General features: G+C 61.2%; 32 protein-coding genes. 31 read left to right on the top strand and 1 reads right to left on the bottom strand.

Annotated elements, in window-relative coordinates; translation table 11 throughout:
• The first annotated feature begins 94 nt into the window (after positions 1–94).
• Positions 95–403: a 30S ribosomal protein S10 gene (rpsJ, locus tag D769_RS05605; protein ID WP_006160488.1), complete on the top strand. Its 309-nt coding sequence runs from the start codon at positions 95–97 to the stop codon at positions 401–403.
• A 94-nt stretch (positions 404–497) separates the two neighbouring features.
• On the opposite strand, the gene D769_RS05610 is transcribed toward rpsJ, so the two are convergent.
• A complete protein-coding gene (locus D769_RS05610) occupies positions 498–1,511 on the bottom strand; it encodes an AraC family transcriptional regulator (RefSeq protein WP_008642902.1) in 1,014 nt (337 codons plus the stop codon).
• A gap of 319 nt (positions 1,512–1,830) precedes the next feature.
• Between D769_RS05610 and D769_RS05615 the strand changes: the two genes are divergently transcribed.
• The 30 genes from D769_RS05615 (at position 1,831) to rpsD (ending at position 18,638) form a co-directional block, all read left to right on the top strand.
• On the top strand, positions 1,831–3,060 hold the full coding sequence (locus tag D769_RS05615; protein WP_008642903.1) for a dienelactone hydrolase family protein: 1,230 nt from the start codon (positions 1,831–1,833) through the stop codon (positions 3,058–3,060).
• 86 nt (positions 3,061–3,146) lie between these two features.
• Positions 3,147–3,935, top strand: coding sequence for an SDR family oxidoreductase (locus tag D769_RS05620; protein ID WP_008642904.1), 789 nt, complete (start codon positions 3,147–3,149; stop codon positions 3,933–3,935).
• 33 nt (positions 3,936–3,968) lie between these two features.
• Positions 3,969–5,210, top strand: a complete 1,242-nt coding sequence (locus tag D769_RS05625) for a styrene monooxygenase/indole monooxygenase family protein (protein WP_008642920.1) — start codon at positions 3,969–3,971, stop codon at positions 5,208–5,210.
• A 1-nt stretch (position 5,211) separates the two neighbouring features.
• Complete coding sequence (locus tag D769_RS05630; RefSeq protein ID WP_035881091.1) at positions 5,212–5,724, top strand: flavin reductase family protein; 513 nt, start codon at positions 5,212–5,214, stop codon at positions 5,722–5,724.
• A gap of 269 nt (positions 5,725–5,993) precedes the next feature.
• Positions 5,994–6,638 carry a 50S ribosomal protein L3 gene (gene rplC, locus D769_RS05635; protein WP_008642922.1) on the top strand — a complete coding sequence of 215 codons (645 nt, stop codon included), beginning with the start codon at positions 5,994–5,996 and terminating at the stop codon, positions 6,636–6,638.
• Between the two features lie 12 nt (positions 6,639–6,650).
• Positions 6,651–7,271 (top strand): 50S ribosomal protein L4, encoded by a 621-nt coding sequence (gene rplD, locus D769_RS05640; protein WP_008642923.1) that lies wholly within the window; start codon positions 6,651–6,653, stop codon positions 7,269–7,271.
• Complete coding sequence (rplW, locus tag D769_RS05645; RefSeq protein ID WP_006576245.1) at positions 7,268–7,582, top strand: 50S ribosomal protein L23; 315 nt, start codon at positions 7,268–7,270, stop codon at positions 7,580–7,582. The genes rplD and rplW overlap by 4 nt, the downstream gene beginning before the upstream one ends.
• Before the next feature lie 2 nt (positions 7,583–7,584).
• Positions 7,585–8,415, top strand: coding sequence for a 50S ribosomal protein L2 (gene rplB / locus D769_RS05650; protein WP_008642926.1), 831 nt, complete (start codon positions 7,585–7,587; stop codon positions 8,413–8,415).
• A 22-nt stretch (positions 8,416–8,437) separates the two neighbouring features.
• A complete protein-coding gene (gene rpsS / locus D769_RS05655) occupies positions 8,438–8,713 on the top strand; it encodes a 30S ribosomal protein S19 (RefSeq protein ID WP_008642928.1) in 276 nt (91 codons plus the stop codon).
• 9 nt (positions 8,714–8,722) lie between these two features.
• Positions 8,723–9,052, top strand: coding sequence for a 50S ribosomal protein L22 (rplV, locus tag D769_RS05660; RefSeq protein ID WP_008642930.1), 330 nt, complete (start codon positions 8,723–8,725; stop codon positions 9,050–9,052).
• 9 nt (positions 9,053–9,061) lie between these two features.
• Positions 9,062–9,859 carry a 30S ribosomal protein S3 gene (gene rpsC, locus D769_RS05665; protein WP_008642932.1) on the top strand — a complete coding sequence of 266 codons (798 nt, stop codon included), beginning with the start codon at positions 9,062–9,064 and terminating at the stop codon, positions 9,857–9,859.
• A 2-nt stretch (positions 9,860–9,861) separates the two neighbouring features.
• On the top strand, positions 9,862–10,278 hold the full coding sequence (gene rplP, locus D769_RS05670; protein ID WP_006576240.1) for a 50S ribosomal protein L16: 417 nt from the start codon (positions 9,862–9,864) through the stop codon (positions 10,276–10,278).
• Positions 10,279–10,290: 12 nt separating this feature from the next.
• Positions 10,291–10,485 (top strand): 50S ribosomal protein L29, encoded by a 195-nt coding sequence (rpmC, locus tag D769_RS05675; RefSeq protein ID WP_008642937.1) that lies wholly within the window; start codon positions 10,291–10,293, stop codon positions 10,483–10,485.
• Positions 10,482–10,760, top strand: a complete 279-nt coding sequence (rpsQ, locus tag D769_RS05680; protein WP_008642939.1) for a 30S ribosomal protein S17 — start codon at positions 10,482–10,484, stop codon at positions 10,758–10,760. Before rpmC ends, rpsQ begins: the two co-directional genes overlap by 4 nt.
• Positions 10,761–11,037: 277 nt before the next feature.
• The gene (gene rplN, locus D769_RS05685; RefSeq protein ID WP_006576237.1) at positions 11,038–11,406 is read left to right on the top strand and encodes a 50S ribosomal protein L14; all 369 of its coding nucleotides are present in this window, start codon (positions 11,038–11,040) and stop codon (positions 11,404–11,406) included.
• Between the two features lie 9 nt (positions 11,407–11,415).
• The gene (rplX, locus tag D769_RS05690; RefSeq protein WP_008642940.1) at positions 11,416–11,724 is read left to right on the top strand and encodes a 50S ribosomal protein L24; all 309 of its coding nucleotides are present in this window, start codon (positions 11,416–11,418) and stop codon (positions 11,722–11,724) included.
• A gap of 25 nt (positions 11,725–11,749) precedes the next feature.
• Positions 11,750–12,292 (top strand): 50S ribosomal protein L5, encoded by a 543-nt coding sequence (rplE, locus tag D769_RS05695; protein WP_008642941.1) that lies wholly within the window; start codon positions 11,750–11,752, stop codon positions 12,290–12,292.
• Positions 12,293–12,301: 9 nt separating this feature from the next.
• Positions 12,302–12,607, top strand: coding sequence for a 30S ribosomal protein S14 (gene rpsN / locus D769_RS05700; protein ID WP_008642942.1), 306 nt, complete (start codon positions 12,302–12,304; stop codon positions 12,605–12,607).
• A 27-nt stretch (positions 12,608–12,634) separates the two neighbouring features.
• Positions 12,635–13,030 (top strand): 30S ribosomal protein S8, encoded by a 396-nt coding sequence (gene rpsH / locus D769_RS05705; protein WP_008642944.1) that lies wholly within the window; start codon positions 12,635–12,637, stop codon positions 13,028–13,030.
• Between the two features lie 9 nt (positions 13,031–13,039).
• Positions 13,040–13,573, top strand: a complete 534-nt coding sequence (rplF, locus tag D769_RS05710; protein ID WP_008642946.1) for a 50S ribosomal protein L6 — start codon at positions 13,040–13,042, stop codon at positions 13,571–13,573.
• An 11-nt stretch (positions 13,574–13,584) separates the two neighbouring features.
• Positions 13,585–13,941, top strand: a complete 357-nt coding sequence (gene rplR, locus D769_RS05715; protein WP_008642949.1) for a 50S ribosomal protein L18 — start codon at positions 13,585–13,587, stop codon at positions 13,939–13,941.
• A 21-nt stretch (positions 13,942–13,962) separates the two neighbouring features.
• Positions 13,963–14,481 (top strand): 30S ribosomal protein S5, encoded by a 519-nt coding sequence (gene rpsE, locus D769_RS05720; protein WP_008642951.1) that lies wholly within the window; start codon positions 13,963–13,965, stop codon positions 14,479–14,481.
• A 10-nt stretch (positions 14,482–14,491) separates the two neighbouring features.
• Positions 14,492–14,674: a 50S ribosomal protein L30 gene (gene rpmD / locus D769_RS05725; protein ID WP_008642953.1), complete on the top strand. Its 183-nt coding sequence runs from the start codon at positions 14,492–14,494 to the stop codon at positions 14,672–14,674.
• A 19-nt stretch (positions 14,675–14,693) separates the two neighbouring features.
• Positions 14,694–15,128 carry a 50S ribosomal protein L15 gene (gene rplO / locus D769_RS05730; protein WP_008642954.1) on the top strand — a complete coding sequence of 145 codons (435 nt, stop codon included), beginning with the start codon at positions 14,694–14,696 and terminating at the stop codon, positions 15,126–15,128.
• Between the two features lie 49 nt (positions 15,129–15,177).
• Positions 15,178–16,521 carry a preprotein translocase subunit SecY gene (secY, locus tag D769_RS05735; protein WP_008642955.1) on the top strand — a complete coding sequence of 448 codons (1,344 nt, stop codon included), beginning with the start codon at positions 15,178–15,180 and terminating at the stop codon, positions 16,519–16,521.
• Between the two features lie 24 nt (positions 16,522–16,545).
• A complete protein-coding gene (gene infA / locus D769_RS05740; RefSeq protein WP_008642956.1) occupies positions 16,546–16,764 on the top strand; it encodes a translation initiation factor IF-1 in 219 nt (72 codons plus the stop codon).
• A gap of 31 nt (positions 16,765–16,795) precedes the next feature.
• A complete protein-coding gene (gene rpmJ / locus D769_RS05745) occupies positions 16,796–16,912 on the top strand; it encodes a 50S ribosomal protein L36 (protein ID WP_008642959.1) in 117 nt (38 codons plus the stop codon).
• Positions 16,913–16,931: 19 nt separating this feature from the next.
• Positions 16,932–17,297: a 30S ribosomal protein S13 gene (gene rpsM, locus D769_RS05750; RefSeq protein WP_008642961.1), complete on the top strand. Its 366-nt coding sequence runs from the start codon at positions 16,932–16,934 to the stop codon at positions 17,295–17,297.
• A gap of 24 nt (positions 17,298–17,321) precedes the next feature.
• The gene (rpsK, locus tag D769_RS05755) at positions 17,322–17,723 is read left to right on the top strand and encodes a 30S ribosomal protein S11 (RefSeq protein ID WP_008642963.1); all 402 of its coding nucleotides are present in this window, start codon (positions 17,322–17,324) and stop codon (positions 17,721–17,723) included.
• A gap of 291 nt (positions 17,724–18,014) precedes the next feature.
• Positions 18,015–18,638 carry a 30S ribosomal protein S4 gene (gene rpsD / locus D769_RS05760; protein ID WP_008642965.1) on the top strand — a complete coding sequence of 208 codons (624 nt, stop codon included), beginning with the start codon at positions 18,015–18,017 and terminating at the stop codon, positions 18,636–18,638.
• Positions 18,639–18,801 lie beyond the last annotated feature (163 nt).

Below are 18,801 nucleotides of genomic sequence, written 5' to 3' on the forward strand. Positions count from 1 at the left end.
AAGATCCTCGACTAAGCAATCTTCCTGGGACATGCCCGCGGGCATGTCCCCTTTTATCCGGGCCACTGGCCCATCGCTCTTTTAAGGAACAATCATGCAGAACCAGAAGATCCGTATCCGCCTGAAGGCTTTCGACTATCGCCTGATCGACCAGTCGGCAGCCGAAATCGTGGATACCGCCAAGCGTACCGGTGCTATCGTCAAGGGTCCCGTGCCCCTGCCGACCCGTATCCAGCGCTTCGACATCCTGCGTTCGCCGCACGTCAACAAGACCAGCCGCGATCAGTTCGAGATCCGCACTCACCAGCGCCTGATGGACATCGTCGACCCGACCGATAAGACCGTCGACGCGCTGATGAAGCTCGACCTGCCGGCAGGCGTGGACGTCGAGATCAAGGTGTAAATATGTTTCGGGCCGCATCGGCGGCCTGTTGCAGCAAAACGGCGAACTTCGGTTCGCCGTTTTTGTTTTGTGGTGACCCGGTTTCTTGCCTGGCTCAGCCCCGACCGCGTCGTCGCAAAGTTTCTCCCGGGCACTCCCCAAACGCACGCCGGTATTCGACGCTGAATCGCCCCAGGTGAGCAAAGCCCCAGCGCAACGCGGCGGCCGTTACCGAAGACAGCGTTGCGTCATTGAGCAGATCCTGCCTCACCCGTTCCAGGCGGACCGTGCGCAGATAGGTCATCGGGCTCAGGCCCCGATGCTCGCGGAATCCCGCATACAGGCTGCGCAGACTGACCCCCGCCATCTCGGCGAGCAGCGCGGGCGTCACCGCTGCATCGGCGTGGGCATGGATGTATTCCTCGACAACCTTCACGTGCCTTGGCGCTAGCGGCTTGCCGTGTTCGCGTAACACGTCGGACAGGCTGTGCGGCTGGAACGTCAGCAATGTGCCGATTGCCAATTGCTCGAGCTGGCAGGCAGTTAGCGGGTGGCTCGCGGTTTGCGGCGCGTGGTTCAAGGTGTCGGCCAGATACTGGACGAGCGACTGCCACCCCGTGTTGCGCCAGGCCATGCCGAGCTGGAAGCGCAGCGGCTGGTTCGGTCGCCGGCCCAGATATGCCGCGCAAACGCGTTCCAGCGCGCTGCGCTCGATGCGTACGATGAGTTGGTCGTTGTCGGCGCTCCACCGCATCCGCAGGGGTTCGCTCGGTGTCAGCACCGAGGCGCATTCCGAATCCGAGACAACGTGCTGCCCGCCGCAGTGAATATCCGCCTGGCCAGCCATCGGCATCTGTATCAGCAAGAAATCGCCTAGCGGGCCTGGGTCGATGGTCACGTCTCCGCCGTAACTGAGCCGGTTGAAGGACACTGCGCCCACGGGCACGTGATGCATTCGCGCACGCAGCGCATTGCCATGCAGGGTGAGTCGATGGGGCTTGAAGACCGACGCAACCCGTGCACGCGTGGTGTCGAGGTCGTCCGAATCGAACACCAGACGGCCGGTGTCGTGAAGCAGGGCACCTGCCAGCGGCACCATGGCCGGGGCAGTGGGGGGCATCTGCGGCATGTCTCGCTCCTGGCGGGGCCGGCCCGGGCGCTGCCGCTTCTGCCGGTGGATCGCCACCTTGACCGAACGTGCGCGCCGCGTGATTCCGGCTGTTGTCAGCCGGCTGGCACAGTGCGCAGCGGCTGATTCGCTGCGCACCACTATAGCGGATTCGTCCCCGGCCCCTACGTCCCCCTTGAACGGGGACGCACTTTCCTGCACTAATCGGATAGCCGCTGCACTAGGCGGCTAGTTTGCTGCGGTGCGGGTCTCCGATCATGTAGGCAACGGCGGGGCACGCACGGCGGCCATACCCACAAAACATACAGGAGCAAAAGGCATGGGCCAGACCATCCAGATCCAGACCCAGGACGGCAACTTAAGTGGCTATCTCGCCACTCCGGCAGTAGGTAAGGGCCCGGGCATCGTGCTGTGCCAGGAGATCTTCGGCGTCAACGCCACCATGCGGCAGGTGGCCGACTACTACGCCGAGGAAGGCTATACCGTGCTGGTGCCGGATCTGTTCTGGCGCATCAAGCCCGGGATCGAGCTAACCGACCGCGGGGCGGACTTCCAGCGTGCACTCGGCTTGTACCAGCAATTTGACGAAGATAAGGGCGTGCAGGACGTCGGCGCCGCTCTCGCCACGCTGCGCCAACGCCCCGAATGCGCTGGCCAGACCGGTGTGCTCGGCTTCTGCCTCGGCGGTAAGCTGGCCTATCTGGCGGCGTGCCGACTGCCGGACGTAGCCTGTGCCGTCGGTTACTACGGGGTTGGTATCGAGCGCGCGCTTGGCGAGGCCAGAAACATCCGTGGCCGGCTGGTACTGCATGTCGCCGAGCGCGATGGCTTCTGCCCGCCCGAGGCGCAGGCGAGCATCCGTGAAGCGCTGTCCGGCCAGCCAGGTGTCGAGTTGTACGTCTATCCGGGGATGGATCACGCCTTTGCGCGCGCCGGCGGCGAGCACTTCGACAAGGCCTCGGCCCTGATGGCGCACCAGCGTTCGATCGCGGCGTTCCGCGCCGAGATGGGGCCGCACTACGATTTCTCCGCGCTGTGGGACAAGCATTGCGAGTACGAATTCGCCACGCGCGATGTCGATGCCACGATGGCGACGATGGTGGCCGAGCCATACGTCAACCACATCCCGACGATGACCGGTGGCGTGGGCTACCGGCAGCTCAAGCGCTTCTACCAGCACCACTTCGTCCACAGCAATCCGCCCGACACCACGCTGATTCCGCTGTCCCGCACGATCGGCGCCAGCCAGGTAGTGGACGAGATCCTCTTCTGCTTTACCCACACCTGCGAGATCGACTGGATGCTCCCCGGCGTGCCTCCAACCGGCAAGCGCGTCGAGATCCCGCTGATCGCCATCATCAAGTTCCGTGGCGACAAGCTCTATCACGAGCATATCTACTGGGACCAGGCCAGCGTGCTGGTACAGGTGGGCCTGCTCGATCCCAAGGGGCTGCCCGTGGCCGGAATCGAGACGGCACGCAAGCTGCTGGACGAAACGCTGCCATCCAACACGCTGATGGCGCGCTGGAGCGAGAGCGAAGGCAAGTAACGCCCCCGGCCCACGTCGCGGAACGGGCGGAACGCGGGGACGGCACGTCAGAGGCCGCCCCGCACATCAACCGAGGAGACACCATCATGCAAGGCTTGCAGGACAAGGTAGCCATCGTCACAGGCGGCGCCACACTGATCGGCGCGGGGGTTGCCCGCGCATTTGCCGAAGCGGGTACCCGCGTGGCGATTCTCGATATCGACGCTGCCGGCGGCGAGCGTGTGGCGGCATCGTTGGGGCCGATGGCCATGTTCGTGCCCACCGACATCACCCAGGACGATCAGGTCCGCAGCGCGGTCGCGCAGGTGGTCAGCCGCTTTGGCGGCGTGGATTTTCTGGTCAACCTGGCCTGCACCTACCTGGATGATGGTTTTCGCTCTTCCCGTGCTGACTGGCTGGCGGCTCTCGATGTGAACGTGGTGTCCGGCGTCATGCTGGCGCAGGCCGTGCACCCGCACATGCGCACGCGTGGCGGCGGTGCCATCGTCAATTTCACCAGCATCTCGGCACGGGTCGCGCAGACCGGACGCTGGCTCTATCCGGTCTCCAAGGCCGCCATGGCGCAACTGACGCGCAGCATGGCGATGGACCTCGCGCCGGACCGCATCCGCGTCAATGCCGTCTCGCCGGGATGGACCTGGTGCCGGCTGATGGACGAAGTCAGCGGTGGCAACCGCGCGCGCACCGATGCTGTGGCCGCGCCCTTCCACATGCTCGGACGCGTTGGTGAGCCGGACGAGGTCGCACAGGTGGTCCTGTTTCTCTGCTCGGATCACGCCAGCTTCGTCACCGGAGCGGACTACGCGGTGGATGGCGGATACGCCGCCATGGGCCCTGAACAGAACGTGCCGGCCATCGGCAAGCTGGCTGGCTGAATCGCCTTCCGAAAACAGATCACGGAGACAACCATGAGCCAACGTATTGCCATCGTCGGTGCCGGCCAGTCCGGATTGCAGATGGCCCTGGGGCTGCAGGCCAGAGGCTATCGGGTGACTTTGCTGTCTAATCGCACCGCGGACCAGATTCGCGCGGGAAAGGTGATGTCCAGCCAATGCATGTTCGATCGCGCGCTGCAGACCGAGCGCGATCTCGATCTCAATTGGTGGGAGGAAGCGTGCCCGCCCGTGGAAGGTATCGGCCTGGCCATTCCCCATCCGGAACGGCATGGCGAGAAGCTGATCGACTGGGCGGCCCCGCTAGAGCGCGTGGCGCAGGCAGTGGACCAGCGCCTGAAGATGCCGGCGTGGATGGATGCCTTCGTCGAACGCGGCGGCGATCTGCGCATTGTCGATGTCGGGCTGGATGAACTGGAAGCCCTCACGCTCGAGCACGACCTGGTGCTGCTGGCCGCCGGCAAGGGGGAGATCGTGAGCCGCTTCGAGCGCGACGCCGCACGCAGCCCTTTCAGTGCGCCCCAGCGCGCGCTGGCGCTGACGTACGTCACGGGCATGGTGCCGCGCACACCTTTCTCGCGGGTTTGCTTCAACCTGATCCCGGGGGTAGGGGAGTACTTCGTGTTCCCAGCGCTCACGCTATCCGGGCCATGCGAGATCATGGTGTTCGAAGGGGTTCCGGGCGGCGACATGGACCGCTGGTCCGAAGCGCGTACGCCGGAAGCGCACCTTGAGGAGAGCCTGCGCATTCTGCGTACCTATCTGCCCTGGGAGGCCGAGCGTTGCGATCACGTGGCGCTGACCGATGCCAATGGCATCCTGTCGGGCCGCTTCGCGCCGACGGTGCGCAAGCCGGTGTTGACCCTGCCTTCCGGTCGACTGGTATTCGGAATGGCCGACGCCGTGGTCGTCAACGATCCCATCACTGGCCAGGGCTCGAACAACGCCGCCAAGTGCTGCAAGGTGTATCTGGACGCCATCCTCGCGCGGGATGGGCTTCCCTATGACGCGGACTGGATGAACCAGACGTTCGAGCGGTACTGGGCCTATGCGGGCGATGTGGTCAACTGGACCAACTCGCTGCTGACCCCGCCGCCGCCTCATATCCTCGGCCTCCTGGGCGCCGCGGGCCAGTCGCCGGCATTGGCCGCGCGCATTGCCAACGGATTCGACAATCCACCGGACTTCTTCCCGTGGTGGTCCGATCCGGTGGCATGTCAGCAGTTGATTGACCAGCAACTGGCCAAGGCAGCGTGACATGGACTCGACCAAGATAGTCGCAAGCGCGCCGGCGGGCGCGCCCGATCCCCGGGCCTTGCGAAGGGTCTGCGGACGGTTCGCGACGGGCGTGGCGATCATTGGCGCGTGCGCCCCGCAAGGCCGGCCGGTGGGGCTGACCGTGAACTCGTTCGCCTCGCTGTCGCTGGATCCGCCGCTGATCGTGTGGAGCCTGGCGCGCCATTCGCCCAATGTGGCCCTGTTCCAGTCAGGAGAGGCCTTCGGCGTGAGCATCCTCCGGGCAGGGCACGACGAACTGGCGCGTCGATTCGCCAGACCCCAGCCTGACAAGTTCGCCGGCGTGCCGCACTGGCGCTGTCCGCGTGGCGTGCCGTATCTTGACGAGGCGCTCGCGACGCTCTCGTGCCGTGTCGAGCGTGCCGACCCGCTCGGCGATCACCTGCTGATCGTCGGTGCAGTAGAGGATTTTGCCGCCTCCGATGGTGATCCGCTGGTGTTCTATGGGGGTGATTTCGTCCGCGTGGCCGCCTGAAATGCACACTTCGGCAGCCATCGCGCCGCCACGAGTTGGCTTTACGCCGCAATTTCGCCGAATTCTGCCACTACAGATGTAGTTCTGCGCGGGATTCGGCAATTGAACTTGCCCTTTCCAAGCTCCTGCGATATAGTGTAAGGCTACCCGTTTCTCCGGGTAGCGGGGGCCGTTTTGGTCGTGCGCAATTTCTTTCGCGCAACCCGCACTCACACAGTTTTCGTGTATCAATCAGCCCCGGCCAATCGCAGCTGGGAATGGAGCAAACCATGAGCCTTGGCCTTGTAGGTCGCAAGGTTGGCATGACCCGTATTTTCACGGACGACGGTGATTCGATTCCCGTTACCGTGGTCGAGGTCGGCGACAACCGCGTGACGCAAATCAAGACGGACGAGACCGACGGTTACACCGCCGTTCAAGTCACCTTTGGCAGCCGACGCGCAAGCCGCGTTACCAAGCCGCTGGCGGGTCACCTCGCCAAAGCCGGTGTGGAAGCTGGCGAAGTCATCAAAGAATTCCGCATCGATGCAGCCAAGGCTGCCGAGCTGCAAGCTGGCAGCTCGCTCTCCGTCGACCTGTTCCAGGTTGGCCAGAAGATCGACGTGCAGGGCGTGAGCATCGGTAAGGGCTACGCCGGTACCATCAAGCGCTACCACTTCGCATCGGGTCGTGCCACCCACGGTAACTCGCGTTCGCACAACGTTCCGGGTTCCATCGGTATGGCGCAGGATCCGGGCCGCGTGTTCCCGGGCAAGCGCATGACGGGTCACCTGGGTGACGTTACCCGCACCGTGCAAAACCTCGAGATCGCCAAGATCGACGCAGAGCGCAAGCTGCTGCTGGTCAAGGGCGCCATCCCCGGTTCCAAGGGCGGCAAGGTCATCGTGACCCCGGCCGTCAAGGCCAAAGCTTAAGGAGCGCATGTAATGGAACTCAAGCTCCTCCAGGACAACGGTCAAATCGGCGCCGGCGTTGCCGCGTCTGCCGAAGTGTTCGGCCGTGACTACAACGAAGCCCTCGTTCACCAGATCGTCGTCGCTTACCAGGCCAACGCGCGTAGCGGTAACCGTAAGCAGAAGGATCGTGAAGAGGTCAAGCACACGACCAAGAAGCCGTGGCGCCAGAAGGGTACGGGCCGTGCTCGTGCCGGTATGTCGTCCTCGCCCCTGTGGCGTGGCGGTGGCCGTATCTTCCCGAATTCGCCGGAAGAGAACTTCAGCCAGAAGGTCAACAAGAAGATGTTCCGTGCCGGTATGCGCTCGATTTACTCGCAGCTCGCACGTGAAGGTCGTATCAACGTGGTGGACGGTTTCGCTGTCGACGCGCCCAAGACCAAGCTCTTGGCCGACAAGTTCAAGGCCATGGGCCTGGACTCGGTGCTGATCATCACCGACAACCTCGACGAGAACCTCTACCTGGCTTCGCGCAACCTGCCGAACGTGGCAGTCGTGGAGCCGCGTCATGCTGATCCGCTGTCGCTCGTGCACTACAAGAAGGTGCTGGTGACGAAGGCGGCTGTCGCGCAGATCGAGGAGTTGCTGAAATGACGCAAGTAGCCAAGAACGATCATCGTTTGATGCAGGTGCTGCTCGCGCCGGTGGTTTCCGAAAAGGCAACCCTGGTAGCCGACAAGAATGAACAAGTCGTGTTCGAAGTGGCTCGCGATGCCAACAAGGCAGAAGTGAAGGCCGCAGTCGAACTGCTGTTCAAGGTCGAGGTGCAGTCCGTTCAGATCCTGAACCAGAAGGGCAAGCAAAAGCGCTTTGGCCGCTTCATGGGCCGTCGCAACCACGTGAAGAAAGCTTACGTGTCGCTGAAGCCGGGTCAGGAAATCAATTTTGAAGCGGAGGCCAAGTAATCATGGCACTCGTCAAGACCAAGCCGACTTCCCCGGGTCGTCGCTCGATGGTGAAGGTGGTCAACAAGGACCTTCACAAGGGCGCCCCGCACGCTCCGCTGCTGGAAAAGCAATTCCAGAAGTCGGGCCGTAACAACAATGGTCATATCACCACCCGCCACAAGGGCGGTGGTCATAAGCACCACTATCGCGTGGTCGACTTCAAGCGCAACGACAAGGACGGCATCGCCGCCAAGGTCGAGCGCCTGGAATACGATCCGAACCGCAGCGCGAACATCGCGCTGGTGCTGTTCGCCGACGGCGAGCGCCGCTACATCATCGCCACGAAGGGCATGGTGGCCGGCCAAGCCCTGATGAACGGCTCGGAAGCGCCGATCAAGGCTGGTAACAACCTGCCGATCCGCAACATCCCGGTTGGTACCACGATCAACAACGTGGAAATCCTGCCTGGCAAGGGCGCGCAAGTTGCGCGTGCTGCTGGTGGTTCCGCCGTGCTGCTGGCCCGCGAAGGCCTGTACGCTCAGGTTCGTCTGCGCTCCGGTGAAGTGCGTCGCGTGCATATCGAATGCCGCGCCACCATCGGTGAAGTGGGCAACGAAGAGCACAGCCTGCGCGTCATCGGCAAGGCCGGTGCAACTCGCTGGCGCGGTATTCGCCCGACCGTTCGCGGCGTGGTGATGAACCCGGTCGACCACCCGCATGGTGGTGGTGAAGGCAAGACTGCTGCTGGTCGCGATCCTGTGTCGCCGTGGGGTACCCCTGCTAAGGGTTACCGTACCCGCAGCAACAAGCGCACGGACAGCATGATCGTCCAGCGCCGCCACAAGCGCTAATCGGTAGGTAGGAGCTAAAGATATGACTCGTTCCGCAAAAAAGGGTCCGTTCTGCGACGGCCACCTGCTGAAGAAGGTGGAAGCAGCCGTTGGCGGCAAGGACAAGAAGCCCATCAAGACATGGTCGCGTCGTTCGACCATTCTGCCGGACTTCATCGGCCTGACGATCGCCGTGCACAACGGCCGTCAACACGTGCCGGTGTACGTGACGGAAAACATGGTTGGCCACAAGCTCGGCGAATTTGCGATCACTCGCACGTTCAAGGGCCACGCGGCTGACAAGAAAGCGAAGAGGTAAGGTGCCATCATGGAAGTGAAAGCGATTCATCGCGGTGCCCGCATCTCCGCCCAGAAGACGCGTCTGGTTGCTGACCAGATCCGTGGTCTGCCGATCGAGCGTGCGCTCAACATCCTGGCTTTCAGCCCGAAGAAGGCCGCCGGGATCGTGAAGAAGGTGGTCGAATCGGCCATCGCCAACGCTGAGCACAACGAAGGCGCTGACATCGACGAGCTGAAGGTCAAATCGATCTTCGTCGACAAGGCAACCTCGCTCAAGCGCTTCACCGCACGGGCGAAGGGCCGCGGCAACCGCATCGAGAAACAAACCTGTCACATCACTGTGACGCTCGGCAACTAAGGAGTCACGATGGGACAGAAGATTCATCCGACTGGCTTCCGTCTGGCCGTCAGCCGTAACTGGGCTTCGCGTTGGTACGCCAACAACACGAAGTTCGCCGGCATGCTGAAAGAAGACATCGAAGTTCGCGAGTTCCTGAAAAAGAAGCTCAAGAACGCATCGGTTGGCCGCGTCGTGATCGAGCGTCCTGCCCGTAATGCACGTATCACCATTTACAGCTCGCGTCCGGGCGTGGTGATCGGCAAGAAGGGTGAGGACATCGAACTGCTGAAGGCCGAGCTGCAACGTCGCATGGGTGTGCCCGTGCACGTGAACATCGAGGAAATCCGCAAGCCGGAAACCGATGCGCAGCTGATCGCCGATTCGATCACGCAGCAGCTCGAGCGCCGCATCATGTTCCGTCGTGCGATGAAGCGCGCGATGCAGAACGCGATGCGTCTGGGTGCCCAAGGCATCAAGATCATGAGCTCGGGTCGTCTGAACGGTATCGAAATCGCACGTACCGAGTGGTACCGCGAAGGCCGTGTGCCCCTGCACACCCTGCGCGCCGACATCGACTACGGCTTCTCCGAAGCCGAAACCACTTACGGCATCATCGGTGTCAAGGTGTGGGTCTACAAGGGTGATCACCTGGGCCGCAACGATGCGCCTGTGGTTGAAGAGCCGCAAGAAGACCGTCGTCGTCGCCCGGGTCGTCCGGAAGGCCGTCGCCGCGAAGGTGAAGGCCGTCCGGCTGGTAACCGCCGCGGTGGTGCCGGTGCTGGTCGTCGTGCTGCGCCTGGCGCAGATGCGAAGAGTGGAGAATAACAATGCTGCAACCGAAGCGTAGGAAGTATCGCAAGGAGCAGAAGGGCCGCAACACGGGTAAGGCTACCCGTGGTAACGCCGTGTCTTTCGGCGAATTCGGCCTGAAGGCAATGGGCCGTGGTCGCCTGACCGCTCGTCAAATCGAGTCGGCACGTCGTGCGATGACCCGTCACATCAAGCGTGGCGGCCGCATCTGGATCCGGATTTTCCCGGACAAGCCGATCTCGAAGAAGCCTGCCGAAGTTCGTATGGGTAACGGTAAGGGCAACCCGGAATACTACGTGGCTGAAATTCAGCCGGGCAAGATGCTGTACGAAATGGATGGCGTGAGCGAAGAGCTGGCGCGTGAGGCGTTCCGCCTCGCGGCCGCCAAGCTGCCGATCGCCACGAATTTCGTGGTGCGTCAGGTCGGTACGTAAGGAGAGTTAGGGATGAAAGCATCCGAACTGCGCGGCAAGGACGCCGCAGGCCTGAACCAGGAGCTCTCCGAGCTGCTGAAGGCCCAATTTAGCCTGCGCATGCAAAAGGCCACCCAACAGCTGCAGAACACCAGCCAGCTGAAGAAGGTGCGCAAGGACATCGCGCGTGTGCAAACCGTGCTGACCGAAAAGGCGAACGCGAAATGACTGAAGCTGCGAAGACTGAAACGTCGCTTCGCCGTACCCTCGTGGGTCGTGTCGTGAGCGACAAGATGGACAAGACCGTGACGGTCCTGATCGAAAACCGCGTCAAGCACCCCCTGTACGGCAAGTACGTGCTGCGTTCGAAGAAGTACCACGCACACGACGAAGCCAACCAGTACAAGGAAGGCGACAAGGTCGAGATCCAGGAAACCCGTCCGCTGTCGCGGACCAAGTCCTGGGTGGTTTCCCGGCTGGTAGAAGCTGCGCGCGTCATCTAAACACAACAGTGTCGCGATGACTTGCAAGTCCAGGGTTATATGCTATAATCCTGGACTTCCGCTTTGTTGCGCTTGCCCTTGCAGTATCACCCGGGCGGGCCTGCGAAGCGAGCCAGGGTCTGGCGCTCCATGTTTTACGGGGCAACAGGCACTACCGACTTCCAAGTTGATCAACCCAAGCGGTGCGGGGCGCAATGCCAGGTACCGACGGGACCAAGACTGACCGGCGGGCTTCGTATATAGAAAGTCTGGCGGATTAAGTTGGGAAGATAACACCATGATTCAGACAGAAAGCCGGCTCGAAGTGGCCGATAACACCGGTGCGCGCGAAGTGCTGTGCATCAAGGTACTGGGTGGGTCCAAGCGCCGCTATGCGAGCGTGGGCGACATCATCAAGGTGACCGTGAAGGACGCAGCGCCGCGCGGTCGCGTGAAGAAGGGCGACATCTACAACGCAGTCGTCGTGCGTACCGCCAAGGGCGTGCGCCGCGCTGATGGTTCGCTCGTCAAGTTCGACGGCAATGCTGCTGTCCTGCTGAACAACAAGCTCGAGCCGATCGGCACCCGTATCTTCGGGCCGGTGACTCGTGAACTCCGTACCGAGCGCTTCATGAAGATCGTGTCGCTCGCTCCGGAAGTGCTGTAAGGAGCCGCCATGAACAAGATTCGCAAAGGCGACGAAGTCATCGTGCTGACCGGTAAGGACAAGGGCAAGCGCGGCACGGTGCAAGCAGTGCAGGGTGACAAGGTCGTGGTTGAAGGTGTGAACGTTGCCAAGAAGCACGCTCGCCCGAACCCGATGCTGGGCACCACCGGTGGTGTGGTCGACAAGCTCATGCCGCTGCATATTTCCAACGTTGCGCTCGTAGATGCCAATGGCAAGCCGTCGCGCGTCGGTATCAAGGTCGAAGACGGCAAGCGCGTGCGCGTGCTGAAGACGACCGGTGCCGTCCTGGCCGCTTGATTCTGGGCACAGATAGGAGTTGAGCATGACAGCACGTCTGCAAGAGTTTTACAAAGAACAGGTTGTGCCGGCGCTGATGAAGCAGTTCGGCTACAAGTCGGTCATGGAAGTGCCGCGTTTCACCAAGATCACCCTGAACATGGGCCTTGGCGAAGCCATCAATGACAAGAAGGTCATTGAACTGGCCGTTGGCGACCTGACCAAGATCGCCGGTCAGAAGCCTGTGGTGACGAAGGCCAAGAAGGCCATCGCCGGCTTCAAGATCCGTCAGGGCTACCCCATCGGTGCGATGGTGACCCTGCGCGGTGAGCGTATGTTCGAATTCCTGGATCGTTTCGTGACCGTGGCCCTGCCGCGCGTGCGTGACTTCCGTGGTGTGTCGGGCAAATCGTTCGACGGTCGTGGTAACTACAACATCGGTGTGAAAGAGCAGATCATTTTCCCCGAAATTGAGTACGACAAGATCGACGCACTGCGTGGTCTGAACATCAGCATCACGACGACGGCTAAGAACGACGAGGAAGCCAAGGCTCTCCTGAATGCGTTCAAGTTCCCGTTCCGTAATTAAGGGGTAACCGTGGCTAAACTGGCTCTGATTGAACGTGAGAAGAAGCGCGCAAAGCTCGTGGCGAAGTACGCCGACAAGCGCGCAAACCTCAAGGCCATTATTGACGACCAAGAAAAGTCGGAAGAAGAGCGTTATCTGGCGCGCCTCGAGCTGCAAAAGCTCCCGCGCAACGCGAACCCGACTCGCCAGCGTAATCGCTGCGCGATCACCGGTCGTCCCCGCGGTACCTTCCGCAAGTTTGGCCTGGCGCGTAACAAGATTCGTGAAATCGCCTTCAAGGGCGAAATTCCGGGTCTGACGAAAGCCAGCTGGTAATTACGCACAGGCTACAGGAGAAACAGTATGAGCATGAGCGATCCTATCGCCGATATGCTGACGCGCATTCGCAACGCCCAGGGCGTGCAGAAGGCGTCGGTGGTCATGCCCTCGTCCAAACTGAAGGCTGCGATCGCCAAAGTCCTGAAGGACGAAGGCTACGTCGAAGACTTCTCGGTGCAGGAAGAAGGCGGCAAGGCGCAACTGACCATTGGTCTGAAGTATTACGCCGGCCGTCCGGTTATCGAGCGCATTGAGCGCGTTTCGAAGCCCGGTCTGCGCGTGTACAAGGGCCGCAGCGACATTCCCCAAGTGATGAACGGCCTGGGCGTAGCGATCATCTCGACCCCCCAGGGTCTGATGACCGACCGCAAGGCACGTGCCACTGGCGTGGGCGGCGAAGTTCTCTGCTACGTCGCGTAAGGAGCAAACATGTCCCGTGTAGGTAAGGCTCCCATCGCGCTGCCGAAAGGCGCGGAAGTTAATGTGGCGGCTGGCGTGCTCTCCGTGAAGGGCCCGCTCGGTACGCTGTCCCAGCCGATTCATAGCCTGGTGAAGGTCAACGTTGCCGAAGGCACGCTGACGTTCGAACCGGCCGACGAATCGCGCGAAGCTAACGCCCTGCAAGGCACCATGCGCGCGCTCGTCGCGAACATGGTCAAGGGCGTGACCACCGGTTTCGAGCGCAAGCTGCAGCTGGTTGGCGTGGGTTACCGCGCTCAACTGCAGGGCGCCGCTCTGAAGCTCCAGCTTGGTTTCTCGCACGACGTGATCCATGAGATGCCGGAAGGCGTGAAGGCGGAAACGCCGACGCAGACCGAGATCATCATCAAGGGTGCGGACAAGCAGAAAGTCGGTCAGGTTGCCGCGGAAGTTCGCGCGTACCGTCCGCCTGAGCCCTACAAGGGCAAGGGTGTTCGCTACGCTGACGAGCGCGTCATCCTGAAGGAAACCAAGAAGAAGTAAGGGGTGCAATGATGAACAAGAAAGACGCTCGTTTGCGCCGTGCACGTCAGACCCGCGCCAAGATCGCGGAACTGAAGGTGAATCGTCTGACCGTGTTCCGTACGAATTCGCATATTTACGCTCAGGTGTACTCGCCGTGCGGCACGCAAGTGCTGGCTTCGGCTTCGACCGCCGAGGCAGAAGTGCGCAAGGAACTGAATGGCAACGGCGCTACCGTCGCTGCCGCCACCGTGGTGGGCAAGCGTGTTGCCGAGAAGGCAAAGGCTGCCGGCGTGGAAACCGTCGCGTTCGATCGCGCTGGCTTCCGCTTCCACGGCCGCGTGAAGGCTCTGGCTGACGCTGCGCGCGAAGCCGGCCTCAAGTTCTAAGCGCTCACAGAGAGATACGTCATGGCAAAGATGCAAGCAAAAGTCCAACAGGACGAACGCGACGACGGCCTCCGCGAGAAGATGATCTCGGTCAACCGTGTCACCAAAGTGGTGAAGGGTGGTCGTATCCTCGGTTTCGCTGCGCTGACCGTGGTGGGTGACGGCGATGGCCGCATCGGCATGGGCAAGGGCAAGGCCAAGGAAGTTCCGGTGGCCGTGCAGAAGGCAATGGACGAAGCCCGTCGCAAGATGGTCAAGGTCGCACTGAAGAACGGCACGCTGCAGCACGAAGTTGTTGGTCGTCACGGCGCAGCCAAGGTTCTGATGATGCCCGCCAAGGAAGGTACCGGCGTGATCGCCGGCGGCCCGATGCGCGCGATCTTCGAAGTGATGGGTGTGACGAACGTTGTGACCAAGTCGCACGGTTCGACGAACCCTTACAACATGGTTCGTGCCACCCTCGATGGTCTGACCAAGATGAGCACGCCGGCAGAAATCGCCGCCAAGCGTGGCAAGTCGGTTGAAGACATCCTCGGCTAAGGTGAACGAAATGTCGCAGAAAACCGTAAAAGTGCAACTCGTGCGCAGCCTGATCGGCACGCGCGAGGATCATCGCGCCACCGTTCGTGGCCTGGGCCTGCGCCGTCTGAACTCCGTTTCGGAGCTGCAGGACACGCCCGCCGTGCGCGGCATGATCAACAAGGTCTCGTACCTGGTCAAGGTTCTGGCCTGATCGGGACTTGGAGAGCAACATGCAACTGAACAACCTGAAACCGGCTGACGGTTCGAAGCACGCTAAGCGTCGCGTCGGCCGCGGTATCGGCTCCGGCCTGGGCAAGACGGCTGGTCGCGGTCACAAGGGTCAGAAGTCGCGTTCGGGCGGCTTCCACAAGGTGGGCTTCGAAGGCGGTCAAATGCCGCTGTATCGCCGCCTGCCGAAGCGTGGTTTCACCTCGCTGACCAAGGCCTTCACCGCCGAAGTGACCCTGCGCGACATCGAACGCCTGGAAGCTGCTGAAGTGGACCTGCTGGTCCTGAAGCAAGCTGGCCTGGTGGGCGAGCTGGTCAAGAGCGCAAAGGTCATCAAGGCCGGTGAACTGTCCCGCAAGGTGACGATCAAGGGTCTGGGCGCCACCGCTGGTGCCAAGGCTGCGATCGAAGCCGCTGGCGGCCAGATCGAAGCGTAATTACGCAGTAGCATTCGCAGCATAGGCGAAGTCACAGTCGGAGCATCGTTTGGCCACGGCGAAACCCAATGCAAGCGCGCAGGCCAGGAACACGGCGAAGTACGGCGATCTCAAGCGCCGGTTGATGTTCCTGGTGCTGGCTCTGATCGTTTACCGCATCGGTGCGCATATTCCGGTGCCGGGGATTGATCCGGACCAGCTTGCGAAGCTTTTCCAGTCTCAGTCAGGTGGCATCCTCGGGATGTTCAACCTGTTCTCGGGCGGTGCGCTGTCGCGCTTTACCGTCTTCGCGCTCGGCATCATGCCGTACATCTCGGCGTCGATCATCATGCAGTTGTTGACGATCGTACTGCCGCAGTTGGAGTCGTTGAAGAAGGAAGGGCAGGCAGGGCAACGCAAGATTACGCAGTACACGCGTTACGGCACCGTGGTTCTGGCCACGTTCCAGGCGCTGTCGATTGCGGTTGCGCTGGAATCGCAGCCTGGTCTCGTGTTGGAACCGGGTCTGATGTTCCGGGCCACGGCGGTGATCACGCTGGTGACTGGCACGATGTTCCTGATGTGGCTGGGTGAACAGATCACCGAGCGTGGTCTGGGCAACGGTATCTCGATCATCATCTTTGGCGGTATCGCGGCGGGCTTGCCCAATGCGATTGGCGGACTGTTCGAACTGGTCCGTACGGGTTCCATGAGCATCATCGCGGCGATCTTCATCGTGGCGATCATTGCGGGTGTGACCTTCGCCGTGGTGTTTATCGAGCGTGGCCAGCGCAAGATTCTGGTGAACTATGCCAAGCGTCAGGTCGGCAACAAGGTGTACGGCGGTCAGTCGTCGCACCTGCCGCTGAAGCTGAACATGGCAGGGGTGATCCCGCCGATCTTTGCATCGTCGATCATCCTGTTCCCGGCAACGATTGCGGGCTGGTTCACGTCGGACTCGACGAGTGCGGTCGGTCGGTTCATCAAGGACCTGGCTGCCACGCTGTCGCCGGGTCAGCCGGTGTACATCCTGCTGTATGCAACTGCGATTGTTTTCTTCTGCTTCTTCTATACGGCTCTGGTGTACAACAGCCGGGAAGTAGCGGATAACCTGAAAAAGAGTGGTGCCTTCATTCCGGGCATCCGTCCGGGCGAGCAAACGACGCGCTATATCGACAAGATCTTGGTGCGCCTGACGCTGGCTGGTGCGATTTACATCACACTAGTCTGCCTGTTGCCGGAATTCCTGGTGCTGCGCTGGAACGTTCCGTTTTATTTCGGCGGAACCTCGCTGCTGATCATCGTGGTCGTCACGATGGACTTCATGGCACAGGTACAGTCCTACGTCATGTCGCAGCAGTATGAGTCGCTGCTGAAGAAGGCGAATTTCAAGGGTAACCTGACCTTGCGTTAAAAACAGGTTGGGACAGGCTCAGGTATGGCAAAAGACGACGTCATCCAGATGCAAGGGGAGGTCCTGGAAAATCTCCCCAACGCGACGTTCCGCGTCAAGCTTGAAAACGGCCACATAGTACTGGGCCATATCTCCGGCAAGATGCGAATGAACTACATCCGGATTCTTCCGGGTGACAAGGTGACTGTCGAGCTGACCCCATATGATCTGTCACGCGCACGCATCGTCTTCCGGACGAAGTGAAGCGAACAGGAATTGAAGGAAGAGGAAAATCATGAAAGTGCTGGCTTCTGTTAAGCGCATTTGCCGCAACTGCAAAATCATCAAGCGCAACGGTGTCGTGCGCGTGATCTGCTCGTCGGATCCCCGCCACAAGCAACGCCAAGGCTAATCGGAAAGAGGATTGACGAATGGCACGTATCGCAGGGGTTAACATCCCGAACCACAAGCATACCGAAATCGGCCTGACGGCCATTTACGGTATCGGCCGCTCGCGCGCCCGCAAGATTTGCGAGGCCACCGGTGTACCGTTTGACAAGAAGGTCAAGGACCTGACCGACGCCGACCTGGAAAAGCTTCGTGATGAAGTGGGTAAGGTCACGGTCGAGGGTGACCTGCGTCGTGAAACCACGATGAACATCAAGCGTCTGATGGACCTTGGTTGCTATCGTGGCATGCGTCACCGCAAGGGTCTGCCGATGCGCGGTCAGCGTACCCGCACCAATGCTCGTACCCGTAAGGGTCCGCGCAAGGCCGGCGTGGCACTGAAGAAGTAAAGCCGAAGGCATAGGAAGAATCGAATGGCAAAAGGTCCGAATAACGCCGCCCAGCGCGCGCGTAAGAAGGTCAAGAAGAACGTTGCCGACGGCATTGCGCACGTCCACGCTTCGTTCAACAACACCATCATCACCATCACCGACCGCCAGGGCAACGCTCTGTCGTGGGCGACCGCAGGTGGCCAGGGCTTCAAGGGTTCGCGTAAGTCGACCCCGTTCGCTGCCCAGGTTGCTGCCGAGAACGCCGGCCGTGTTGCGCAAGACCAGGGTATCAAGAACCTGGAAGTGCGCATCAAGGGCCCCGGTCCCGGCCGTGAGTCGGCTGTCCGTGCGCTGAACGCGCTGGGCATCAAGATCGCGGTGATCGAAGATGTGACGCCGGTGCCGCACAACGGCTGCCGCCCGCCGAAGCGCCGCCGTATCTAAGCGCTTGGTTTGCCGGAGAATCGCAAGGGGGTTTTTATCCCTTGCCTCCGGACTGTGGTAGTATCGCGCGTTCGCCTGCTGCAATCTGATTGCAGCAGGCTTTCGTTTTGCGTCTGGACGAAGGGGTCATTGCCTCCGCAGTCTGGCGTGTTGTCATGCTTTTGCGTTGCGTCCGTGCGGCAGGCTGCCTGTCGTTGGCGGATGAAGAACCATAAGCCCACCGTCCGTTACAACCGGTGACGGACTCATGGCGCGTCATGATGGCGCCGTGATCGATCAAAGGAAGATAAAGTGGCACGTTATACCGGCCCGAAGGCCAAACTCTCCCGCCGCGAAGGCACAGATCTGTTCCTGAAGAGCGCACGCCGCTCGCTGGCCGACAAGTGCAAGCTGGACAGCAAGCCTGGCCAACACGGTCGCACTTCGGGCGCCCGTACGTCCGACTACGGCAACCAGCTCCGCGAAAAGCAGAAGGTCAAGCGTATCTACGGCGTGCTCGAGCGTCAGTTCCGCCGTTACTTCGCCGAAGCCGATCGCCGCAAGGGCAATACCGGTGAAAAGCTGCTGCAACTGCTGGAATCCCGTCTGGACAACGTCGTGTACCGCATGGGCTTCGGCTCGACCCGCGCTGAAGCGCGTCAGTTGGTGTCGCACAAGGCGATCCTGGTGAACGGTCAGACGCTGAACGTTCCGTCGGCACAGATCAAGGCGGGCGATATCGTGTCGGTGCGCGAGCAGTCGAAGAAGCAAGTGCGTATCGCCGAAGCACTGTCGCTGGCTGAGCAGTCGGGCTTCCCGACTTGGGTTGCTGTGGATGCCAAGAAGTTCGAAGGCACGTTCAAGCAAGCCCCGGATCGCGCCGACATCTCCGGTGACATCAACGAAAGCCTGATCGTCGAATTGTATTCGCGTTAATCGCCGAATCGATCATCGAACGGTTCAGCGCTTGCCTTTCAAGCAAGGCTTCGCTTTCAGCCCGACGCGCTCTGTGGCGCGCCGGGCTTATTGCCCATCGTACGATGGGATTCTCAGGTTCCAAACGTCAGCCTTATCGGTGTAACGAGCCGAGGGTATTGAA

Source organism: Cupriavidus sp. HMR-1 (assembly GCF_000319775.1).
GTDB lineage: Bacteria > Pseudomonadota > Gammaproteobacteria > Burkholderiales > Burkholderiaceae > Cupriavidus > Cupriavidus metallidurans.